Origin of the sequence: Paenilisteria portnoyi (genome assembly GCF_014322795.1) — a bacterium.
GTDB classification, from domain to species: domain Bacteria; phylum Bacillota; class Bacilli; order Lactobacillales; family Listeriaceae; genus Listeria_A; species Listeria_A portnoyi.
The window spans coordinates 1-18,888 of the sequence record NZ_JAASTT010000032.1 but is presented as its reverse complement, the minus strand read 5'-3'; the positions used below and the strand labels follow the sequence as shown (position 1 = coordinate 18,888).

The following is an 18,888-nucleotide window of genomic DNA, read 5'->3' as shown; positions in this document are numbered from 1 at the left end:
GAACGTTTAAAAATGAAAAATCATAAAATTGGATTCGTCTAATTTCGAATAAAAAGCGACTTATGAAATTGGTTCAAGTAGGCGGTGGCTTCACGGATGCTCCCACCGTAGATGTGGATATAGAGATTCCTAGCGATTTTGAACCAGAAAAATATGTACTAGTAGAAGATGCATTTGTATTAAATCCTGATTATCAACCACCTGAAATGATTACGCCACCTGACCCAAAGCAAGAAATGACAGAATTGCAGCAGACGAACGCGCAACTTATGATGAATATCGCAGAACTAGAAGGGGATATTTCCACGATGCAAAGTGCGATTGATGACAATCAGCAAGCCAACGCGGATGTCATGATGTCTTTAGCAGAAGCGGGGGTGATTTAAGATGTTGGACTGGTATAAACTAATCAAACGGTACTATGAGGGTGGATTTTATACAAAGGATCAGGTGCAACGATTTGTAGAATTGAGTAAGATCACGCAAGAGGAAGCAAACGAGATTTTGGGAGAAGCCGTGTAAGGCTTCTTTTTTATGCAGCTTAGAGAAGAAAAAGAAGGAGGTTATCTAAGTTGCGAATGTTATTTAAATATCAGAGCCTTGTGATTGAAGTCAATATCATGGGCGTAACAAAGTCGAATGTATCTGTTGCGCGTCGTATATTCCATGTGATATATGACGCGCTGACACGATTTGTTGGCTAGAAAGGTGTGAGGGGGATGGACAAGTTAAAAGATATTGTCATGCGGAAAAGACTCATTCTGCCTGGTATCATCATATTTGAAACCGTGCTATTTGGTATGTACATCATTATTCACGACCATTTTTTACGCATGCATCATCTACAATTTTCATTCATCAATTATTTAGATAGTAATGTGGCTGGGGTAATATTTGTTGCGATTGCTGTTGCCTACGGCATCGCATGTTTGGATGGGAATCGGGAGTGGAGGCGTATATCCGTTGTAGCCATGTTTGCAATCTGGGCGTTTTATTTTATATCCTTTTTCATTCGTGAATTTTATGGGTTTTATTACCCCGTGTGGATATTTATGTTGGGAATGATACTGATTATTTATTATGAAATGAAAGTCGGTGACTATAGATGAATACAGCAGGAATTATAGGCGCAGTTGTCACCGTTATTGTTGCCGTAATAGGCGGTATGTACACGTTAAAGAGTACTAATAAGTCGTCAGAGTCACAGGTAGAGGCAATGTATATCGATAAAATGGAGGTGATACTAGAGCGCTACGAAAAACAGTTAGGTGAGCTAAAGGAAGAAATTGAAGCGCTTCGGACAGAGGTTAGAACGTTGCAGAAGGAAAATAGACATTTGAAATCAGAGAACGGAAAATTAAAAAAGAGTGGAGTGGTTTAAATGAAAAAGATTAATTGGAAGGTACGATTTAAAAATAAAACATGGGTAGTTGCGATGATTGCGGCTATCTTTTTTGTGGGGCAAGCCGTACTGTATGTGTTCGGCGTTACATGGGACTATAACGAGCTATTACAACGTGTGATTACTGTTGTCACCGGTGTATTCGCGGTGTGGGGACTTGTCATTGATCCAACAACAGCAGGTAGTCCAGACAGCACACAGGCGCTTGATTACGAGAAGCCACGCCTTGATACAGAGAAGCTAGACGCTCAAAATCAAGCTAGGAAGGTGAAGTAAATGGCTAAAATTATCGACGTATCACATCACCAAACCCCTGCACAATTTGACTGGCCGAAGCTCGCGAAAGAGGTTGACGGTATCATCATCCGCGTTCAATTCGGCACGAATGTCATCGATCGCGAATATAAGAACTTTATCGCGAAGGCAAAGCAATATAAAATCCCGTTCGGCTTATATGCGTTCGGGATGTTCGTATCGGTAGCCGATGCAAAGATAGAAGCACAAAACTTCCTGAAACGAGGAGATAGCGAAGCAAAATTCTGGGCGCTTGATGTCGAGAAAGAAACGATTGCGGCTTGCGGGACTAAAAATTTAGCCGCCGCATCACAAGCGTTTATTGATGTATTAAAAGCAGCGGGGAAGAAAACGGGGTTTTATTATGAGCATCAATATGTTGGCAAATACAAGCTCGAGACCGTTAAGGCTGATTTCTTGTGGATTCCGCGTTACGGCAGCAACAACGGGGCGAAGCAAACGAATTACGCGCCTGCGGTTGCGTGTGATTTGTGGCAATATACGAGCGTGGGGCTTGCAGGCAGTAATCACCCTGTTGATTTATCGGATCTGCGCGGAAGTAAGAAAATCGATTACTTTTTCGGGTCCAACAAAAAAACGGTATTTGCCAAGCATGATTTGTACTTGTTGCCACGAGGTGATTGGAATGCGAAGTCAACAAAAACGATCCATGAAGGGTACGCGGCTATTCTTAATTATGACGTAATGGACAACGGCTTTGTGCAAGTTGAATTTCAAGGAAAAACCTATTTCTATTCAGGTGCTATCGAGCCATATTGGTATACAAAGAACCCTAATAAACGTTATGAAGCGGTTAAAAATGTACTCACACGAGCAGACCCGCGTTGGGGTGGTAAGGCTTCTTTTCGCATGAAAAAAGGCGAGGAAATTAATGTAGTTGCCGTAGTCGCGGGCTGGTTGAAATGTTCGAAGTCAGGTAAAATTGGTTATTTGCCGAACGATGGGAAGCATTTGAAGAAGAAATAGAATAAAAGCCCTCGACATGGGGGCTTTTGGTACATAATGTTCAAGGAAATTGAATTTGTAACACAATTGTAATATAATGCAGAAGATTTAAATGGTGACTGAAGGTGTCCAAAAGGCCAGAGAATAAATTATTTTTTAGAAATAGGGTAAAGGTGACCAGCGAAAAATAAAAACGTCTAGCGAACGGAAAAGCTAATTATTTATCTTTAATGAAAAAATATTTAGCTGAAGTAAAAAAATAATTTTTTAAAGTATGTTATTATATTAATTATAGAATATGGTCTGATTTTTGAACCAAATTTATTTTATGGCTCAAAATTAGAACCAAGTATGTAAGTTAAATTAAGAATAATGAAAATACAAAGGAGGTTCGGTAGATGATTTACACATCAAATAAACGTCTTTCTATCGCTCGCTGGTTAAAAGAAGAGAATCCAGAAGAGTTCTATTCCTCGTTGAAACTCCAAAAATATTTGTTTTTTTACGAAGCTTTTTCTAAAGCGCTAGATAAAGAAGGATCTTTCTATAAGCTTAAAGGGTATGAAAAAGGACCTGTATTCAGTGAAGTTTATGCTGATTACACATATAGGAAAGACGATTTCGTCGAGGCTGTAGATGGGAGTAACACTAATGACATTGAACTAGAAATAGCTAAAAAATCAGGTTTTTTGGTAAAAATTATGGTAGAAGAAGAACTATCAGAACTGACACATAATCTAGATGTTTGGAAAGATAAAAGCCATCAAATTTTATCTGGAGAAAAACAAGTAGAACTTGCACAAGATATTACTCCTTCGGACAAGAAATTCTTACTACAACTGTTGGATATTTACGATGAAGCTGAAATAGATAATTCAGAAGTTATATCCATTGGCAACAAAAAATTTATTTTTAGCACAGATGATTTTGCTGATATTAGTGAGGTTCATAAAGATACGCTCGAGAAATTAGCTCAAGTCGAGGGATTGGTAAATCCTGTTTTTGTAAGCATTGGGGAAAAGGGGGAGTTGTTAGTTGATTGAACAAAAAGATGTAATAACTATGAGGGTTCCTTTTCCTGATATAAGTTCTGATTTAGCCATTCAAGCGCATATGTATTTATGTATTGAAAAAGGAGCTAATAAATCTTTTTTATCTTGTCAGACCAAAAAGCCTCTATTAATGGTTGAAAGTATGCCTCCTTTTAAATATGTGGAGGAGGCTCCTGATTTGAGTCGCAATCCATTTAAATATGGAACCTTAATTGCTTGCGATTTTTCATTTTGTTTCAAAGGGATCAAAGTTGACAAAAAAATGTTAACTAATAGAAGAAGAGATGTTTGCGAAGAACTTTTTCAAGATGTGGTACATAAAATTAATCATCCAGATTTCTCGGAAGTACCGGTGGATGAGGTTCAATTGTTAAAATTAAATCATAGATTAAAAAAAATGAGCATAATTTAAAGCCCCCGATTAATTTCGAGGGCTTTTTTATTTTGTCTTTATTTGTTATAATAAGCGGTGGAAGATACTAACATGAGAGGATGTGCTCTATGCCACATTATTCACAAGCTAGGCATGCCGTATCTGTGAGGAAACATAGCTTAGACAGTATGCTGGAAGGTGTTCGAAGAAGAAGGCAGAAATGCCAAGATGAAAACCATGTCGCTGAGGAGAATGCGTTACATAATTGGAACCACATCGAAGCAGAAGTTAAAAGTATGATCTCCTACTGCGAGCAGGCAGAACAAGCGTTACGGGAGGAGATATAAACATGCCAACACAAATAGATATAGACACAGCGTGGGTTTTGAAACAATTAAAAATGGGGGAGCTTGCTGTAGCAGATTTTAAAGCCGAGGCAACAAAGATTCAACACACCATGGATAAATTAAATAAGCAAGTTTCCCCTGATTTTATGACACGTTATATTGAGGTAAAAGAGGGATTAGTGACAGAAATAAAAGCGGATCAATTTACGAAATTAAACCAATCTTTTGTTGATAGCCAACTGGCGGTACATGCATTTATCGAAACGGATGCAAAGCTAGGAGGCGAGGGCTAATGGATTTTAAAATTAATATAGAGGAATTGGAAGATGTATTGACATCGCTCCATAAAATGAAAGCCAGCTTAGAAACGTTAGACCGTGTGTTAGTCAACGTACAAAATGCCATCGCTCAACAACAAGGGAAATTAGCCGAAGCGTTGACAATGGAATTTGGTGCGCATCGAGACGACATTTCTCGCCAACAAGGGACAGTGACACGGCTTTTTAAGTATTTGGAAAACTATGTGGCGGATCTCAAATCGATTGATAGTCCGGTTTATCGCAAGCAAGACATGCTCATCGATGCGCGAGGCCTTCAAAAACTGGCCGAGCAGGAAGCCGAGCAACTAGAGAATGCTAAAAATGAGATATTTCGAGTGCCACTGCCAACGATTGAGCAGATTCCCGATGACCCAGACGAGTTGTGGGTGATGCGTCACAATCAAGAGCTGTTAGAGGACATGGATGATTATATACGCCGGAAACTCAACCAATTACAGCAAAACGAAGGCGAATCCATGCGTCGAATTAGCCAAGATATGCGACGACTGATGGAAATGGATCAAGTACATGCGACACAAATTGAGAAAGATTATCGCCAATATGATCGGAATAAAGTACGAGAAGTTGCCGCGTCCACCCGAGACACTGTTATTGGTTTCGGACTAGGTGCCATTGATAGTTTGAAACATCCAGAAAAGCAATTAGAAGGGCTGGCAAGTTTATTCGTAAATTTAAAAAGTGATTCGTCTGGGACGTTAAATATGCTTTGGGGAAGTGTAGTGGAGAGTTATTTGGAACCTTATAAGAGCGGCGATGCATATGGTCTGACAAAAACGTCCATTTTGTTTGCAGGTACCATTGGAATCACAAAAGGTATATCAGATATAAGTAAATTGTCAGGCGTAAATAAAGTGGTAACATCAACAGAGGGGCTATTGAAACAAACAACTTGTTCACCAGATGAACTATTTAAATACTTAAATGGCATAAATAAAGATGCTGCGCAAGTATATCTAAAGACAGGGAAATGGCCAGACGGTGTGCAAATACCGAAAAATTCAGGAGTATTAACACTTGAGGGGAGAATTGATTGGGCGCAAGTACCAAAAGATGGTTTCAAGCTAGATGCATTAGGTAATCCGATTAAAGAAGCGTATATACCCAAAGTAGGAGAAATTATTGATAGATACGGACCAGTAGAGGGCAGATTTACATCACCTCTTGATAAGAAGGGACGTCCGTTTTCGTATGATAAGAGATCGTTACCATACATTGAAGATATGTCTAAGTACCATCAATATAAAATAACAGGTAACTTTAAGAATATCAAAAAATATTATGATGAATGCCTTAATATTGAATTGAAGAATGATATTGATGATTACATGAATACATGGGGGTTGACTTTTGAAGAGTTGGCTATTCAAAAAGGTGGTATTGCCAAAGGCTTTGGCGTAGGTGGTGGAGGTGTACAGTATCAATTACCGCTACCTGCAAGCATGCTAGAGGGATTAAATTTATTAAAGATATTATAGGAGGCATTAGCATGACACGTGAAGAAGCTAAAAGGATTTTAGAAGAGAATAAGTTATCAAATTATATTTGGTTTAACGAATCTATGTATGAGCCAAATTATGTTGGTATCACTGAGAATGGGAATGGATATGAGGTTTATGCCACATCAGAGCGTGGGACACCTTCTGGGATTAAAGTATTCACTTCCGAAGCAGATGCTTTAACCAATTTTATTTCAAGGGTAGAGTCATTAAATAGGTTGAAAAAAAAATACCCAAATGGTTTTTAAATTATCTTATTTGTCAAATTAAGCGAGACACATCGGCATGCTGCAGAAAACACGCAATGGGCGTCAAATAGTCCAGCGATTTTCTAGGCAAATTATTTCGAGCCGCAGTAATCTCGTTGACTTCCTGTTGAGAAATCGTGTTAAAATCCATTTGTTTGGGTAAACCGTTTCTTCGAAGAATCCCGTTGGAATTCTCATTGAGTGGGCGTTGACAAGGTTTCCCTGCATCTGCAAAGAAGATGTCCATGTCATGTCGATTGGCCGTCTGTTTCCATCGAGAGAATTCCTTTCCATTGTCAAAGGTGATGGATTTAAAAAAATGGGAAGGGAAGCCAGACAACCATTGATGCAAGGCCTCTTCGATGGAGACAGCTTTACGACTAACGACTTTTAACACAATGATTGCTTTAGATGTCCGTTCCACCAGTGTGATCAACGCACTTTTATGATCTTTTCCGACAATCGTATCGCCTTCAAGGTGCCCAAACTCTGCGTCGAAACCAGGAAAAGCAACAGCTCTGTCTTCTAACCGACGTTTGAAGGCCTCTTTTCCACGCTTCTCCTGATGCCCATTTGGTTTGCGTTTCCCTTTCATAGGCAACTGTTTTTTGTCAAATATGCCTTCGGAAAACATGCGATACAAGGTTTTCATCGAACACGGAAAGGGTTTGGTATTAGCCGTAGGCTTGGGGCTAGCAATGGTATCCGGTGTCCAACCAAGTCCAATACGCTCCTTCACAAGTGCTTTCGTTTCTGAATCGAGTGAAATAGGCTTACGGCCACATTTTTTCTTGTTGCGTTGGTACTGTAAGAAAATAGCCGGAGCGGAAAGACCAGCCTGTAACTGCCGAAGAATGCGATAAATACATTCCTTACTACGCCCTAATTTTTGAGCAATATGACGGGCGGAAAATCCGCTGTTGTTGTATTCCTCTATAAAAATAAGTTCATTTCTGGTAAGATGATGATAAGACATGTTCGATACACTCCTTTGTGGACTTTTGTCGGTTTCATTGAGTGTATCATAGCATGTCTCTTTTTGTGTCTCGCTTAATTATACAATTCAATTTATTAATATTTTAGAAGCTAATGAAATTGTATAATCAAGGACTAAGTGAGAATATATTGGAGCAATTATTTTCAGGGCTTCTAAGTATCGTGAAAAAAAGTGGCGGAAGTTTTTGGTGCAGTTGTTGGGATTCAAATTCAACTAGGAACTGTAGTCGACTGGTATGAAAAATTAGGACTTTTAAAGGAGGTAGTAAAATGAACAGTGATTCAATTGAAGAGTATAAAAATATTTTAGAGGATGATATTCAAATATTGGGCTATGGAGACTTAAGGTATTCCATTTTTGAGGGGCCAGAAAACAACAGACAAGAGTATCAAATTAGAATTGAAAAAATTGGAGGAACCTTTGAAGTTTATATGACAGCTGATAGAGCTGGTGTAATGGGGAAATACCAGTTTGAAGATATTTTTGATGCATTCCATCAGTTCCTAAGTATAATGCAGGATACTATCCTTTCAAATAGGAAAAGGGTAAGAGATGGAGAGCCACCAGAATATTCTTGTCCATTATGGGATAATTAGGTCTTTTGAAGGGGATAATGAAGTGGAATCAAAAATTGAAGAATATAAAGAAGTGATTCAGCGTGACCTTAACTTACTGGGATATTCAGTATTAAGGTATTCACTTTTTGCCGGGGAAGAAAATCATCGTGATGAATATCAGGTTAGAATGGAGTATACGAATGGAAAATTTGAAGTTTATATGACTGGCGAACGTGCATCAGTTTCTGGAAAGAGTGGATTCGAAGATTTTTGGAAAGCATATAAAGAATTTATGTATAAAATACTGCTCACAGTTTTAAGTAATCGTGAACATATACAAAGTAATGAACCTCCTGAATATCCCTGCCCGTTATGGGATAAATAAATTTATAGCTGGGGTGTGGACAGTTGGGAAAAATTCATCGTGGTAATGGCTTTGCTGTTGTTGAAAAAGAAGGCGAATATCAAATATCTTGGCCTCAAGGCCCATATGATCAACCGGTGTTTTATACAATTTCAAAGGAAAACGCCGATAGGGCCTTTAAGTCGCCACAAGATGCTATGAAGTGATGATTTACGCCGAGACAGGACAATGGCCAAACGTAAAAGAAGAGACACAAAATAAAGACAGAGAGTTAATGAAAACATTCCCAGAGCTACTCATTAGAATTCCCTCAAACCAAGAATTATTTACAGAAGATGAACTTAAAGACTTAATGCCATTGGCTAGAAAAGCCTTGGAGTGAAGGGCGCAAAAAAACACCGATCAGAACGCGATCGGTGTTTTTCATATAATCCATCTTTGCCCCTAGTCCGCCCCTAATAATTTGTTTTCATAGTCAAATGTAGTCATAGTTGCATAATTATAAATTTGTCCAAACCTAGCTATACCAATAATTGAGCCTATATAGTTATGGTGTAGTCAAACAAGTTCTTTAAGATAGCTTTAAAACGATTTTTTGCGTATGATAGAGGAGAGAAGAGGAGGCGATAACGATGAAAATAACATCCATTTCGCAGCAACAAAAAAATAAAGAGCGGTATAACATCTTTGTTGCCGGAAAATATTTGTTCAGTGTAGACGAGGTCGTTCTAACTAAGTACCAACTTTTTAAAGATCGCGAACTAACTGACGAAGAACTGGCCGAAATTCAAGAAGAAGACGCGATTCGCCGTGGTTTAAATAAAGCGATCCAATATCTAGCCCATCGTGTGCGCTCCGAAAAGGAAATCCGTACACACCTGACAAAAGCGGAGATGGAGCCGGATGAAATAAGTCTAGTCATCAAGCGTTTGGCGGAAATGAAATACATCAATGATTTGGAGTTCGCGCATCTATACGTTCGAACCCAAGTAAACACAACCTCAAAAGGCCCTCGTCAAATCGAACGCGAACTCGTAACTAAAGGTATTACTCGCGAGTATATTGAAGAAGCACTAGTCGATTTTAAAGACGATACCCAATTAGAAAATGCCGTCAAATTAGCAGCCAAAATCGTCAATCGTAGCCGTAAATCGGCAAAACGACAACTACAACAAAAACTAATCACCGAACTTATCCAAAAAGGCTACACAACGGATCTTGCGAAAGAAGCCAGCGCCATTGCACTAGAAGATTTTTCAGAAGAGCAAGAACAAGATGTGTTAGGGGAACAATTAAATAAGCTGCTACAACGAAATCGACGCTTAGGTCCAGCCAAATGTCGCCAAAAAACAATCACATCCCTGTTGCAAAAAGGATTTTCTTATGATACTATTCAAGACTACATGCGTGAACACGAATTAGATTTTGAAGAGGAGCAAGATTAATGCAAACATATTTTGAGAAATTAAAGCTAGAACTACTAGCGATAAATCCAAACTTTACCGAAGACGAAGCTTTATGGTGGGTCGAAATGCTTTGGACTGATTTTGAAGCAAGTTATGCGAAGGCTGGCTACCCCTACCGTGGGAATGAATACACATATGATTATGTAACCAAACAAATAAAACAACACGGCGCATCATTGCATTTAGTAGAGAGAAAAGAACGGTAACAAGAAAAGACCTTCCCGTTTTGATGCGAGAAGGTCTTTTTGATATTAATTAGCTACAGGGTGTAGTTTTTTGTGTAGTTTTTCGTCGCTGAAAATCCAGCCGGTGTAAGATGAGATAATCTCCAAATCGTCATCTAATTTGACAACCGCAACGAATGGATAGTGGCCATTACTGCGATATCTTAAATCAGTGTAGGTCACATACGTACCGTCCATTTTTTCTTCAATACGCCAATTATACACTTTCGAGAAGGATACAAATGCCGTCAAGTTCTTGTCTTTCATCGCTGCGTGGATAATATCGTTATCGGGAACTGGTAAACGATCGAATTTCTCATAAATTGAAATGGTACGTTTAAAAGCTCGTCCGACGTAATAGTGATCTTTTGTCGTTACGGCAACACGCCATTGGAAGAAACGAATCGTAGAGGCTACAATAATTTCCTCCGCGTCAGGAATCATATTTTTGACTGCGTGGGTAATGACTTTCTGCGTGACGAACCGCGCTACATAATAGAGTGCCAAAATTGCGTATAACGTGAAGAACGTTGGCAAAGCAGGAGCTCCAAGTAGCCAAATAATGATAGCTACAACGTGAGAGCTGAAAATAAAGATATCAAAGGTATTGATAAACCCGAAAGCGACCCAGGTATCTTTAAACGGCCTCAACGCCTGCGTTCCATACGCGTTGAAAATATCGACAAATATATGCAGCCCGACTGCGACGAAGGTCCACAGCAAGAGATGCCAGAACGGTGCAGCTGGAAAAATAAAAGCAAGAATAGCAGAAAGCAAGAGCGGCCAAATTGCGAGACCTGGAAGCGAATGCGTGATTCCGCGATGGTTACGAATATAATCCGCGTTATTTTTAAGTTTAAGAACAGTATCAATGTCCGGTATTTGTGATCCAATAATAGTGGCTGTCATAATACCAATGGCAGCGGAACTCCCTACGATAGCAGGGTCGATCGCCGTAGCTACAGCGCCGAGTGCAATTCCCATAACAACATGTGTGCCAGTGTCCAAGAGACTTCCTCCTCTTCTAAGAGCAGTCCTTAAAAATAATGTCTGCATCCTATTGAAACTTCCGTGAAGGCAATTGGCTGTCCAATCGCATCTTGATTCTGTATAATGATAACGTTGCTTAAAATCAAGTATCAGAAGTTTTTTCATACTTATATTATACTACAGAATACCCGGAAACACGCATTAGAAAACCATGAGAATATACGCACAAAACGAGGAGTAAATACAAGATGGAATGGAATGAAGAAAAAATAATCGCCTTCAGATCAGCTTTGGTTGACTGGTATGAGGCGAACAAGAGAGTTTTACCATGGCGTGAAAATACAGAGCCTTACCGGATTTGGGTTTCTGAAATTATGTTGCAACAAACCAAAGTCGACACAGTTATGCCATATTTTGATAGATTCATGACATGGTTCCCAACCATGAGAGACTTTGCAGAAGCACCGGAGGAACGTATTTTGAAAGCATGGGAAGGTCTCGGTTATTATTCGCGGGTCCGTAATTTACAAGCGGCTATGAAAACCGTAGTGACTGAGATGGATGGCGTTGTACCGAGTGATTTAGACGGGATACTTGCCCTAAAAGGTGTTGGGCCATATACTGCGGGCGCTGTGCTCAGCATTGCTTATGCGAAACCAGAGCCGGCCGTTGATGGTAATGTTATGCGAGTGATATCGCGTATTTTAGAAATTGACGATGATATTATGAAGCAAAAAACGCGGAAGAGATTTGAAGCCGCGCTTTATCCGCTGATTGATCCAGAAAAACCAGGCGAATTTAATCAAGGTTTAATGGAAATCGGCGCGCTTGTTTGTACACCAAAAAAACCGATGTGCCTCATTTGTCCGTTACAAGAATTTTGCGAAGCGCATAAGGTCGGGAAAGAAGAAGCCTATCCAGTCAAAATTAAGAAAACCAAGGTGAAGAAGGTGTTCCTATCAAGCGCCATCGTCCAGGTTGGAGTCGACCAATATATCGTTGAACAGCGGCCGGATACAGGGCTGCTCGCTAATTTATGGCAATTTCCAACCGTGGAATTAACGGAAAATCACGAAGCGATGAAGTTAGCCTTTTTACAAAAATACGGCGTTGAGCTTGAGATGAAGGCCGACCCAATCGCACACGTAAAACATATATTTTCGCATTTAGTCTGGGAAGTGGATGTATTCGCAGCGCAAGCGATTACCACACAGCCCTCAGATTTAAAATTAAAATCCGTCACAAAATCCGAAATGGAGCACCTAGCTTTTCCAGTTCCATATCAAAAAATGTGGCAAGCATTTCTAAAGGGGGAAACAATACAATGAATAAAGTAGCATTAGTAACAGGAAGCAGTCGCGGAATCGGGCGGGAAATCGCGCTCGAACTTGCAAAACAAGGATATGATATCGCGATTAATTTTGCCAGAAGTCGCAGTAAAGCTGAAGAAGTAGCGAAAGAAGTTGAAGCACTAGGGCAAAAAGCGATTCTTGTACGTGCAAACGTTGGAGATATCGCGAAACTAAAAGGTATGTTTGAAGAAATTGATGAAGCATTTGGGCGACTGGATGTTCTGGTAAACAACGCAGCGAGTGGTGTTTTACGACCGATTATGGAATTGAACGAGTCGCATTGGGATTGGACGATGGACATCAATGCCAAGGCGCTACTTTTTGCGAGCCAAGAAGCCGCGAAACGCATGCAAAAAACAGGTGGTGGGAAAATTGTGAGTCTGAGTTCGGTTGGGGCGATTCGGTATTTGGAGAATTATACGACGGTTGGTGTTTCAAAAGCGGCTGTTGAGTCATTGACACGTTATTTAGCTGTGGAATTAGCACCGCTTGGAATTTCGGTGAATGCTGTTTCTGGTGGGTTGATTGAAACAGAGGCGTTGGATCATTTTCCGAATAGAGAGGAATTATTAGCTGATGCCATAGCGAAAACACCAGCAGGGCGTATGGTAGAAGCAGATGATTTGGTGAAAGTTGTTTCGTTTTTAGTGAGTGACCAAGCAGACATGATTCGTGGTCAGACGATTATTGTAGATGGTGGGCGGACGTTGTTGGTTTAGGGCCTCCAATGTATGTGAGAACAAAGTGAGTATATGATTCATGTACTGCGTCATGATTGGTGCTTCCAGATCCAGCTTCAACGGCTAGCTTCGATTCTTGTTGGTAATGGTAGAGACAGAGGTAGAGAATAGTTTTGTGGTATTTCAGAGTAGGGCAATCATGTACACGGGAATGCTCTGGGCTTTGACTTATCATCATTTCGCGATCTAGCTTCAAGAGCCAGCCTCTCGGAAATTTCGTGGCCTCCGTAAAAACCAAAAGAGGGTTTTGACTGCGTCCCCTAACAATTTCTGTCGAGGCTAAGCGGGCTCTTTCAGCTTTTCGTGTCTTTTCAGTTTTTTTGCAGCTAATTGCATGTTATAATGGAAAAGGATGTTAGATCGATAGTACATGGAGAAAGTAGGATATTGGATGTACTTACCTAAAGAGAAAGAAATAATTCAAATCAAAAGCTACAAACACGACGGCTCACTTCATCGTACTTGGAAAAAAACGGTTGTTTTGAAATCAACGGAAAATGTTATTATCGGTGGAAATGATCATACTCTAGTGGTAGAATCAGATGGCCGAAAGTGGGTAACTCGCGAGCCTGCCATTTGTTATTTCCACAGTGAATACTGGTTTAACGTGATTTCAATGATTCGAGAAGACGGGATTTATCATTATTGTAACCTAGGTACGCCTTTTGCATCAGACGAGGAAGCGGTTAAGTATATCGATTACGATTTGGATATTAAGGTATTTCCAGATGGTCGTTTCCACTTACTAGATGAAGGCGAATACGAACAGCATAGACGACAAATGAAATATCCAGACTCTATCGACCGTATATTGAGACACAATGTAGATGTTCTATCGCACTGGATTCTGGATAAAAAAGGTCCATTTTCCAAAGATTACATTGACATTTGGTATGACAAGTACAAAGAATATCGCTAAATTTGTAGTAAAAACACGCAAAACAAGCTTCCGTCACTGGAATCTTGTTTTGCGTGTTTTGTCGTTCAATAAACCATTTCAACTTGTGGATCAAGCGTAAGGCGCATTTTTCATGGCTAGGCACAGCAGCGCGATATCCAAACATGAGCGCCGCAGAAACACCAGTGTTTTCGGATCCATCGATAACTCTGAACACACAAAAAAACGAGCCAGCTATAGTAGCCAACTCGGTTTTTTTCATGTTATTCATGCACATCAATATCAATTTTATTTTCCTCATCGTGCCGCAGTTTGAAGCTATGAATCAATTTCTCCAAATAATCGATAGTCTCCTGATAAGCAAAGACACACGCGATAATCCGCATCAAATGATATTGATCGATCCCCTCATCGTCGTCCTCCTTATCAATCTCCTTCATCTCATTCAAAAACAAACGCATTAAGTCTGCCGGATCCTGCGAAAAATGCTTCTCAGCGTAGTTCAAATCCACGGAAACCTTATCAATATACGTGAGTAACAACTGCTCGTGCGTATCCGTCAAATAATCAATTTGCATCCGAATCAATTCCTGTTTATCAGGCGGCAACTGCAAAAAGTCATTTTCATAGCGATGCAAGATTCGCAGCAACTCATAACCTTTTTGCGAACAAAGAATCATTTGCCGATAAACTGCGATTTTTCGCGATTTAGAAATGTTTGTTCGCCTCAAAAACGTTCGTTCCTCGCGATACAATTCATAATAACTACTCATTTGCGTAATCTGTTTTTGCATCCACTTCATGTCTTTTTTGAGGAGCGGAAAATCGGCTGCATGACGCAAATTCAACTTAATCCAGCGCATAATTTCGTCGTTTGTACTATAAATAAACTGGAACAAAGTCACCTCATATTTTGGTGGTAAGAAAATCAAGTTCACGATAAACGCTGCCACAAGTCCAAGCATAATCGTGCCAAATCGCGTGAGTGCAACCATCAAAAAGTCACTTGTAGGCGAATCCATCACGATAACGAGCGTCACGAGCGCCAGGCCGATTGTTTTTTCAAGTTTGAACTGAATTAACAGGGCCACACAAAGAATCGACGCAATCCCAATCAATATGAAGTCATTCCCAATATAAAGCCCAAAACCAATCGCGATGGCCGCACCAATCACATTCCCTTGTGCCCGTTGCAAAATTTCTAAATAAGAGCGATAAATCGATGGTTGTACTGCAAAAATTGCCGAAATCCCTGCTAAAGAAGGAGAAGGGGAGTGACAAAGTTCGGCAATAAAAAGCGCTAAACTAATCGCAATTCCTGTTTTTATAATCCTAGCCCCGAATTTCATCGCTGGTTAGTCCTTTCTGTATTCGTTTTTCCTATTATAACCGTTAATCCTGCTTTACAAACAAAATCAAAGCGCCATTTTCGCAAAAACACGGTCCACAGCTGCGAGCGTCGCCTCAATATCCTCATACGTATGAGCCGTTGTAATAAACCAAGCCTCGTATTTAGAAGGAGCCAACATAATACCTTCTTCAACCATCAACTTGAAAAATTGACCGAACTGTTCGCCGTTTGTCACTTGCGCATCCTCATAAGTCACAATTTCCTGATCCGTAAAGTAAACCGTCAGAGCGCCTTTAATCTGATTAACCGTAACCGTAATTCCGTGCCTAGTAGCCGCATTCAAAATCCCGTTCTTCAATCGAACACCGAATTTTTCAAACCGATCATAAATTCCAGCTTCCTGCAAAACTTCCAGACAGGCAATCCCAGATTGAATCGATGCGGGATTTCCAGCCATCGTCCCAGCTTGATACGCCGGACCGAGCGGAGCGACTTTTTCCATGATATCAACACGACCACCGTAAGCGCCAATCGGTAAACCGCCGCCAATAATTTTTCCAAGAGCCGTCAAATCAGGCGTCACACCTAATAAGTTCTGCGCGCCACCATACATAAATCGAAACGCAGTAATCACCTCATCATAAATAACAAGCGCCCCAGCCTCATGCGTCAGCTCGTTTACTGTTTCCAAAAAGCCATCCACAGGTCCAACAATCCCGAAGTTTCCAATAATCGGTTCCACTAAAACCGCAGCAACCTGATCTCCCCAGATACGAATCGCCTCTTTAAAAGTAGCAATATCATTAAAAGGGACCGTAATCACTTCTTCTGCCGTAGCCGTCGTGACACCAGCAGAATCAGGCGTGCCAAGCGTAGAAGGTCCAGAACCAGCTTCCACAAGTACCAAATCAAAATGCCCATGATACGAGCCAGCAAATTTGATGATTTTATCGCGTCCAGTGTACGCACGCGCCACACGAATCGTCGTCATGACCGCTTCCGTCCCAGAATTCGTAAACCGTACTTTTTCCAAAGAGGGGATAGCTTCCTTCAACATTTTCGCAAAAGTAACCTCATGTCGCGTCGGAGTTCCATATAAAACACCGGTTTCAGCAGCATGTGTAATTGCTTTTGTAATATGAGGGTGCGCATGCCCGGTAATAATCGGACCATAAGCCGCCAAATAATCGATATACTTATTACCATCTACATCCCAGAAATAAGCGCCATTCGCACGCTCCATCGTCACGGGAGTCCCGCCCCCAACTCCTTTATAAGAACGCGATGGACTATTAACCCCACCAACAATATGCTCGAGCGCCTCTGTATGTAGCTTTTCCGACTCAGAATGGTTCATTTTTGATACATCTCCTTCATTAATCTTTCTTCCCTTCCCATTTTAGTTGAAATAGTGCCAGACTGCAATGAATAGAAGCAAGTTCATTGTAACCGAGACAAAAAGAGTCTAGAATAAAAGTATATAACGCATAGAAAGTGATGTGATCCCGTTGAAAATATTATTTACAATGCCAATTCCAGATGACCTAAAAGCAAGACAACAAGAACAATTTCCCGACCACATATATGAATACATAGAAAATTTAGCATCCTATCAAAGTATAGACAAGGTGGAGTGCATCGTGTCCTACGGCTCAGACATCACTGATTCCATTATTGAGGAAGCAAAAAGGCTACGCTGGCTCATGGTTTTCTCCGCAGGAATTGAAGAACTCCCTCATGCCAAACTCCAAGAAAAATCCATTTTAGTCACCAATGTCCGAGGAATCCACGCAATCCCGATGGCAGAATTTACGATGGGCTTCATGCTATCTCATGTGAAGCGACTTCCCAACTTCGCGTCAAAACAAGCGAAAAATGACTGGGAGCGCGATCCACAAATTGGTGAGCTAGCAGAAAAAACAATCATTGTCGTCGGAACAGGAGCGATAGGGAGTCAAATCGCCCAATTCGCGAAAGCCTTCCAACTGAAGACGATCGGCATCAACACATCAGGGGAGAATTTTGCGCCATTTGATAGAGCAGTCTCTATAGAAGAAATACAAACAGTCCTACCAGAAGGTGATTTCATCGTATCCGTCTTACCAGAAACGAGTGCCACGAAATCATTCTACAAAAAAGCCCACTTTGAAGGCATGAAAAAAAGCGCTGTATTCATCAATATCGGCCGAGGCTCTGCAGTATCGGAAGAAGTTCTCGTAGATGTGGCATCAAATCAAACAATTGCGCATCTATACTTAGACGTCACCCCAATCGAGCCTCTACCAAAAAATCATCCACTCTGGAATTTTACCAATGTCACCGTCACGCCACACGTATCCGCCCACTCACCAAAGTATCTCTATAGAAGCTTTGACATCTGGCTCGAAAATGTTTCAAGATTTCAAAAAGAAGAACCATTATTAAACACGATTAATTTAAATAGAGGCTATTAAAGAAACGATTGCGTATTCCAATGTTGACAGAACCAGCCTGAGTTAGGTAGAATAGGGTATATGTACAATCTATTTAAATTAAGCGAGAAAGGAGTGCATGACGGTGTCTAATTCTCATTCTCATTTACGAGAAGCAATAGATGTCTTGAAAAAAACTGGAGTCAGAATAACTCCTCAACGTCATGCTATACTTGAATTCTTAATTAATGCCGATACCCACCCTACCGCTGATGAGATTTACAGAGCGCTTGAAGGGAACTTCCCCAATATGAGTGTAGCTACAGTTTACAATAATCTACGCGTATTCCGAGAAGCAGGACTAATTAAAGAATTACCATATGGCGATTCATCCAGCCGTTTTGATTTTTCTACATCCGAACATTATCACGCAATCTGCAATGAATGCGGTAAGATAGTAGATTTTCATTATCCTGGTTTAGACGAAGTAGAACATTTTGCCGCGAGTGTCACAGGATATGAAGTAAACAAACATCGATTAGAAGTCTATGGAACATGTCCAGAATGCCAATCAAAAAAAATATAATACATCCAGAAAACCATCACTTCATCTGATTTGGTGGTTTTCTTTCTTTTTTTGCATAAAAGCTATTATATTTATGCAAAAAAAATCTAAATTAACAAATGGCTACACAGCAATGTTTAACGCATACAGTTTTGTGGAATTAGAGTATAGTACGAAAAAAAACCAAATTATTATGCATAACTTGGTTGACATTATCCTGATTAATTGATATATTAGTTCTCGGCGCTACTAACCAACACTTTTACAGAGAAAAACAACACAAAATAAATTATAGAAAATTGTTGACAGATAAGTGCTTGAATGGTATGATTTAAAAGTCGCAAAAAACAAAACAACATAAGTGATAGCAACGCGATAATGACCTTTGAAAACTGAACAGAAACAAAGATAAAACCAATAGAGACAGTGATGTTTCTAGGTAAGAATCGCAGGG

At 40.2% G+C, this 18,888-nt stretch carries 28 protein-coding genes; 24 read left to right on the top strand and 4 right to left on the bottom strand.

Annotation, left to right across the window (positions count from 1 at the left end; genetic code table 11):
• Window positions 1-62: 62 nt before the first annotated feature.
• The 13 genes from HCJ66_RS15645 (at window position 63) to HCJ66_RS15590 (ending at window position 6,519) form a co-directional block, all read left to right on the top strand.
• Window positions 63-386 (top strand): hypothetical protein, encoded by a 324-nt coding sequence (locus HCJ66_RS15645; protein WP_187133982.1) that lies wholly within the window; start codon window positions 63-65, stop codon window positions 384-386.
• Between the two features lies 1 nt (window position 387).
• Window positions 388-522, top strand: coding sequence for an XkdX family protein (locus HCJ66_RS15640; RefSeq protein ID WP_187133981.1), 135 nt, complete (start codon window positions 388-390; stop codon window positions 520-522).
• Between the two features lie 50 nt (window positions 523-572).
• A complete protein-coding gene (locus HCJ66_RS16390) occupies window positions 573-704 on the top strand; it encodes a hypothetical protein (protein WP_281384441.1) in 132 nt (43 codons plus the stop codon).
• A gap of 15 nt (window positions 705-719) precedes the next feature.
• Window positions 720-1,109: a hypothetical protein gene (locus HCJ66_RS15635; protein ID WP_187133980.1), complete on the top strand. Its 390-nt coding sequence runs from the start codon at window positions 720-722 to the stop codon at window positions 1,107-1,109.
• Entirely contained in the window at window positions 1,106-1,381 is a 276-nt protein-coding gene (locus HCJ66_RS15630; protein ID WP_187133979.1) for a hypothetical protein, read from the top strand. Before HCJ66_RS15635 ends, HCJ66_RS15630 begins: the two co-directional genes overlap by 4 nt.
• Window positions 1,382-1,678 carry a phage holin gene (locus tag HCJ66_RS15625; RefSeq protein WP_187133978.1) on the top strand — a complete coding sequence of 99 codons (297 nt, stop codon included), beginning with the start codon at window positions 1,382-1,384 and terminating at the stop codon, window positions 1,676-1,678.
• Window positions 1,679-2,683, top strand: a complete 1,005-nt coding sequence (locus HCJ66_RS15620) for a GH25 family lysozyme (RefSeq protein ID WP_187133977.1) — start codon at window positions 1,679-1,681, stop codon at window positions 2,681-2,683.
• 377 nt (window positions 2,684-3,060) lie between these two features.
• A complete protein-coding gene (locus HCJ66_RS15615; protein ID WP_187133976.1) occupies window positions 3,061-3,705 on the top strand; it encodes a Panacea domain-containing protein in 645 nt (214 codons plus the stop codon).
• The gene (locus HCJ66_RS15610) at window positions 3,698-4,126 is read left to right on the top strand and encodes a hypothetical protein (RefSeq protein ID WP_187133975.1); all 429 of its coding nucleotides are present in this window, start codon (window positions 3,698-3,700) and stop codon (window positions 4,124-4,126) included. The genes HCJ66_RS15615 and HCJ66_RS15610 overlap by 8 nt, the downstream gene beginning before the upstream one ends.
• Before the next feature lie 89 nt (window positions 4,127-4,215).
• The gene (locus HCJ66_RS15605) at window positions 4,216-4,434 is read left to right on the top strand and encodes a hypothetical protein (protein ID WP_187133974.1); all 219 of its coding nucleotides are present in this window, start codon (window positions 4,216-4,218) and stop codon (window positions 4,432-4,434) included.
• A 2-nt stretch (window positions 4,435-4,436) separates the two neighbouring features.
• Complete coding sequence (locus tag HCJ66_RS15600) at window positions 4,437-4,727, top strand: hypothetical protein (protein ID WP_187133973.1); 291 nt, start codon at window positions 4,437-4,439, stop codon at window positions 4,725-4,727.
• The gene (locus HCJ66_RS15595; protein ID WP_187133972.1) at window positions 4,727-6,250 is read left to right on the top strand and encodes a glycohydrolase toxin TNT-related protein; all 1,524 of its coding nucleotides are present in this window, start codon (window positions 4,727-4,729) and stop codon (window positions 6,248-6,250) included. The genes HCJ66_RS15600 and HCJ66_RS15595 overlap by 1 nt, the downstream gene beginning before the upstream one ends.
• An 11-nt stretch (window positions 6,251-6,261) precedes the next feature.
• Window positions 6,262-6,519: an Imm59 family immunity protein gene (locus tag HCJ66_RS15590; RefSeq protein ID WP_187133971.1), complete on the top strand. Its 258-nt coding sequence runs from the start codon at window positions 6,262-6,264 to the stop codon at window positions 6,517-6,519.
• Between the two features lie 13 nt (window positions 6,520-6,532).
• Here HCJ66_RS15590 and HCJ66_RS15585 read toward each other — a convergent pair whose 3' ends face one another.
• Window positions 6,533-7,495 (bottom strand): IS30 family transposase, encoded by a 963-nt coding sequence (locus HCJ66_RS15585; RefSeq protein WP_187133970.1) that lies wholly within the window; start codon window positions 7,493-7,495, stop codon window positions 6,533-6,535.
• A gap of 290 nt (window positions 7,496-7,785) precedes the next feature.
• Between HCJ66_RS15585 and HCJ66_RS15580 the strand changes: the two genes are divergently transcribed.
• From HCJ66_RS15580 to HCJ66_RS15560, 6 genes are all read left to right on the top strand, one after another.
• A complete protein-coding gene (locus HCJ66_RS15580; protein ID WP_036059957.1) occupies window positions 7,786-8,112 on the top strand; it encodes an Imm59 family immunity protein in 327 nt (108 codons plus the stop codon).
• 22 nt (window positions 8,113-8,134) lie between these two features.
• The gene (locus HCJ66_RS15575) at window positions 8,135-8,458 is read left to right on the top strand and encodes an Imm59 family immunity protein (protein WP_187133969.1); all 324 of its coding nucleotides are present in this window, start codon (window positions 8,135-8,137) and stop codon (window positions 8,456-8,458) included.
• Between the two features lie 23 nt (window positions 8,459-8,481).
• Entirely contained in the window at window positions 8,482-8,643 is a 162-nt protein-coding gene (locus HCJ66_RS16275) for a hypothetical protein (protein WP_246438742.1), read from the top strand.
• Window positions 8,643-8,819 carry a hypothetical protein gene (locus HCJ66_RS16270; RefSeq protein WP_246438741.1) on the top strand — a complete coding sequence of 59 codons (177 nt, stop codon included), beginning with the start codon at window positions 8,643-8,645 and terminating at the stop codon, window positions 8,817-8,819. Before HCJ66_RS16275 ends, HCJ66_RS16270 begins: the two co-directional genes overlap by 1 nt.
• 250 nt (window positions 8,820-9,069) lie before the next feature.
• The gene (recX, locus tag HCJ66_RS15565; RefSeq protein ID WP_181677060.1) at window positions 9,070-9,882 is read left to right on the top strand and encodes a recombination regulator RecX; all 813 of its coding nucleotides are present in this window, start codon (window positions 9,070-9,072) and stop codon (window positions 9,880-9,882) included.
• A complete protein-coding gene (locus HCJ66_RS15560) occupies window positions 9,882-10,109 on the top strand; it encodes a YfhJ family protein (protein ID WP_181677061.1) in 228 nt (75 codons plus the stop codon). The genes recX and HCJ66_RS15560 overlap by 1 nt, the downstream gene beginning before the upstream one ends.
• Window positions 10,110-10,154: 45 nt before the next feature.
• On the opposite strand, the gene HCJ66_RS15555 is transcribed toward HCJ66_RS15560, so the two are convergent.
• Window positions 10,155-11,135 (bottom strand): metal-dependent hydrolase, encoded by a 981-nt coding sequence (locus HCJ66_RS15555; RefSeq protein ID WP_187133968.1) that lies wholly within the window; start codon window positions 11,133-11,135, stop codon window positions 10,155-10,157.
• A gap of 230 nt (window positions 11,136-11,365) precedes the next feature.
• On the opposite strand from HCJ66_RS15555, the gene mutY reads away from it, so the two are divergent.
• From mutY to ntdP, 3 genes are all read left to right on the top strand, one after another.
• On the top strand, window positions 11,366-12,445 hold the full coding sequence (gene mutY / locus HCJ66_RS15550; RefSeq protein ID WP_187133967.1) for an A/G-specific adenine glycosylase: 1,080 nt from the start codon (window positions 11,366-11,368) through the stop codon (window positions 12,443-12,445).
• Entirely contained in the window at window positions 12,442-13,188 is a 747-nt protein-coding gene (gene fabL, locus HCJ66_RS15545; RefSeq protein WP_187133966.1) for an enoyl-[acyl-carrier-protein] reductase FabL, read from the top strand. The genes mutY and fabL overlap by 4 nt, the downstream gene beginning before the upstream one ends.
• Before the next feature lie 412 nt (window positions 13,189-13,600).
• Window positions 13,601-14,128 (top strand): nucleoside tri-diphosphate phosphatase, encoded by a 528-nt coding sequence (gene ntdP / locus HCJ66_RS15540; RefSeq protein ID WP_187133965.1) that lies wholly within the window; start codon window positions 13,601-13,603, stop codon window positions 14,126-14,128.
• Between the two features lie 242 nt (window positions 14,129-14,370).
• Here the strand turns inward: ntdP and HCJ66_RS15535 are convergent, their stop codons facing one another.
• Both HCJ66_RS15535 and HCJ66_RS15530 read right to left on the bottom strand, forming a co-directional pair.
• The gene (locus HCJ66_RS15535; RefSeq protein WP_187133964.1) at window positions 14,371-15,456 is read right to left on the bottom strand and encodes an aromatic acid exporter family protein; all 1,086 of its coding nucleotides are present in this window, start codon (window positions 15,454-15,456) and stop codon (window positions 14,371-14,373) included.
• Window positions 15,457-15,522: 66 nt separating this feature from the next.
• On the bottom strand, window positions 15,523-16,815 hold the full coding sequence (locus HCJ66_RS15530) for a glutamate-1-semialdehyde 2,1-aminomutase (protein ID WP_187133963.1): 1,293 nt from the start codon (window positions 16,813-16,815) through the stop codon (window positions 15,523-15,525).
• A 151-nt stretch (window positions 16,816-16,966) separates the two neighbouring features.
• On the opposite strand from HCJ66_RS15530, the gene HCJ66_RS15525 reads away from it, so the two are divergent.
• Window positions 16,967-17,911: a D-2-hydroxyacid dehydrogenase gene (locus HCJ66_RS15525; protein ID WP_187133962.1), complete on the top strand. Its 945-nt coding sequence runs from the start codon at window positions 16,967-16,969 to the stop codon at window positions 17,909-17,911.
• A 97-nt stretch (window positions 17,912-18,008) separates the two neighbouring features.
• Window positions 18,009-18,455 carry a peroxide-responsive transcriptional repressor PerR gene (perR, locus tag HCJ66_RS15520; RefSeq protein ID WP_036092133.1) on the top strand — a complete coding sequence of 149 codons (447 nt, stop codon included), beginning with the start codon at window positions 18,009-18,011 and terminating at the stop codon, window positions 18,453-18,455.
• Window positions 18,456-18,888: the final 433 nt, after the last annotated feature.

What these genes read in the sequence shown, in the direction of transcription:
- HCJ66_RS15635 (WP_187133980.1), top strand. Translation starts at nt 720, where the DNA reads ATGGACAAGTTAAAAGATATTGTCATGCGGAAAAGACTCATTCTGCCT.
- HCJ66_RS16270 (WP_246438741.1), top strand. Translation starts at nt 8,643, where the DNA reads ATGATTTACGCCGAGACAGGACAATGGCCAAACGTAAAAGAAGAGACA.
- HCJ66_RS15535 (WP_187133964.1), bottom strand. Translation starts at nt 15,456, where the DNA reads ATGAAATTCGGGGCTAGGATTATAAAAACAGGAATTGCGATTAGTTTA.
- HCJ66_RS15600 (WP_187133973.1), top strand. Translation starts at nt 4,437, where the DNA reads ATGCCAACACAAATAGATATAGACACAGCGTGGGTTTTGAAACAATTA.
- HCJ66_RS15640 (WP_187133981.1), top strand. Translation starts at nt 388, where the DNA reads ATGTTGGACTGGTATAAACTAATCAAACGGTACTATGAGGGTGGATTT.
- HCJ66_RS15580 (WP_036059957.1), top strand. Translation starts at nt 7,786, where the DNA reads ATGAACAGTGATTCAATTGAAGAGTATAAAAATATTTTAGAGGATGAT.
- mutY (WP_187133967.1), top strand. Translation starts at nt 11,366, where the DNA reads ATGGAATGGAATGAAGAAAAAATAATCGCCTTCAGATCAGCTTTGGTT.
- HCJ66_RS15605 (WP_187133974.1), top strand. Translation starts at nt 4,216, where the DNA reads ATGCCACATTATTCACAAGCTAGGCATGCCGTATCTGTGAGGAAACAT.
- HCJ66_RS15615 (WP_187133976.1), top strand. Translation starts at nt 3,061, where the DNA reads ATGATTTACACATCAAATAAACGTCTTTCTATCGCTCGCTGGTTAAAA.
- HCJ66_RS15595 (WP_187133972.1), top strand. Translation starts at nt 4,727, where the DNA reads ATGGATTTTAAAATTAATATAGAGGAATTGGAAGATGTATTGACATCG.
- ntdP (WP_187133965.1), top strand. Translation starts at nt 13,601, where the DNA reads ATGTACTTACCTAAAGAGAAAGAAATAATTCAAATCAAAAGCTACAAA.
- recX (WP_181677060.1), top strand. Translation starts at nt 9,070, where the DNA reads ATGAAAATAACATCCATTTCGCAGCAACAAAAAAATAAAGAGCGGTAT.
- HCJ66_RS15625 (WP_187133978.1), top strand. Translation starts at nt 1,382, where the DNA reads ATGAAAAAGATTAATTGGAAGGTACGATTTAAAAATAAAACATGGGTA.
- HCJ66_RS15585 (WP_187133970.1), bottom strand. Translation starts at nt 7,495, where the DNA reads ATGTCTTATCATCATCTTACCAGAAATGAACTTATTTTTATAGAGGAA.
- HCJ66_RS15590 (WP_187133971.1), top strand. Translation starts at nt 6,262, where the DNA reads ATGACACGTGAAGAAGCTAAAAGGATTTTAGAAGAGAATAAGTTATCA.
- HCJ66_RS15620 (WP_187133977.1), top strand. Translation starts at nt 1,679, where the DNA reads ATGGCTAAAATTATCGACGTATCACATCACCAAACCCCTGCACAATTT.
- HCJ66_RS15530 (WP_187133963.1), bottom strand. Translation starts at nt 16,815, where the DNA reads ATGAACCATTCTGAGTCGGAAAAGCTACATACAGAGGCGCTCGAGCAT.
- HCJ66_RS15560 (WP_181677061.1), top strand. Translation starts at nt 9,882, where the DNA reads ATGCAAACATATTTTGAGAAATTAAAGCTAGAACTACTAGCGATAAAT.
- fabL (WP_187133966.1), top strand. Translation starts at nt 12,442, where the DNA reads ATGAATAAAGTAGCATTAGTAACAGGAAGCAGTCGCGGAATCGGGCGG.
- HCJ66_RS15630 (WP_187133979.1), top strand. Translation starts at nt 1,106, where the DNA reads ATGAATACAGCAGGAATTATAGGCGCAGTTGTCACCGTTATTGTTGCC.
- HCJ66_RS15645 (WP_187133982.1), top strand. Translation starts at nt 63, where the DNA reads ATGAAATTGGTTCAAGTAGGCGGTGGCTTCACGGATGCTCCCACCGTA.
- perR (WP_036092133.1), top strand. Translation starts at nt 18,009, where the DNA reads ATGACGGTGTCTAATTCTCATTCTCATTTACGAGAAGCAATAGATGTC.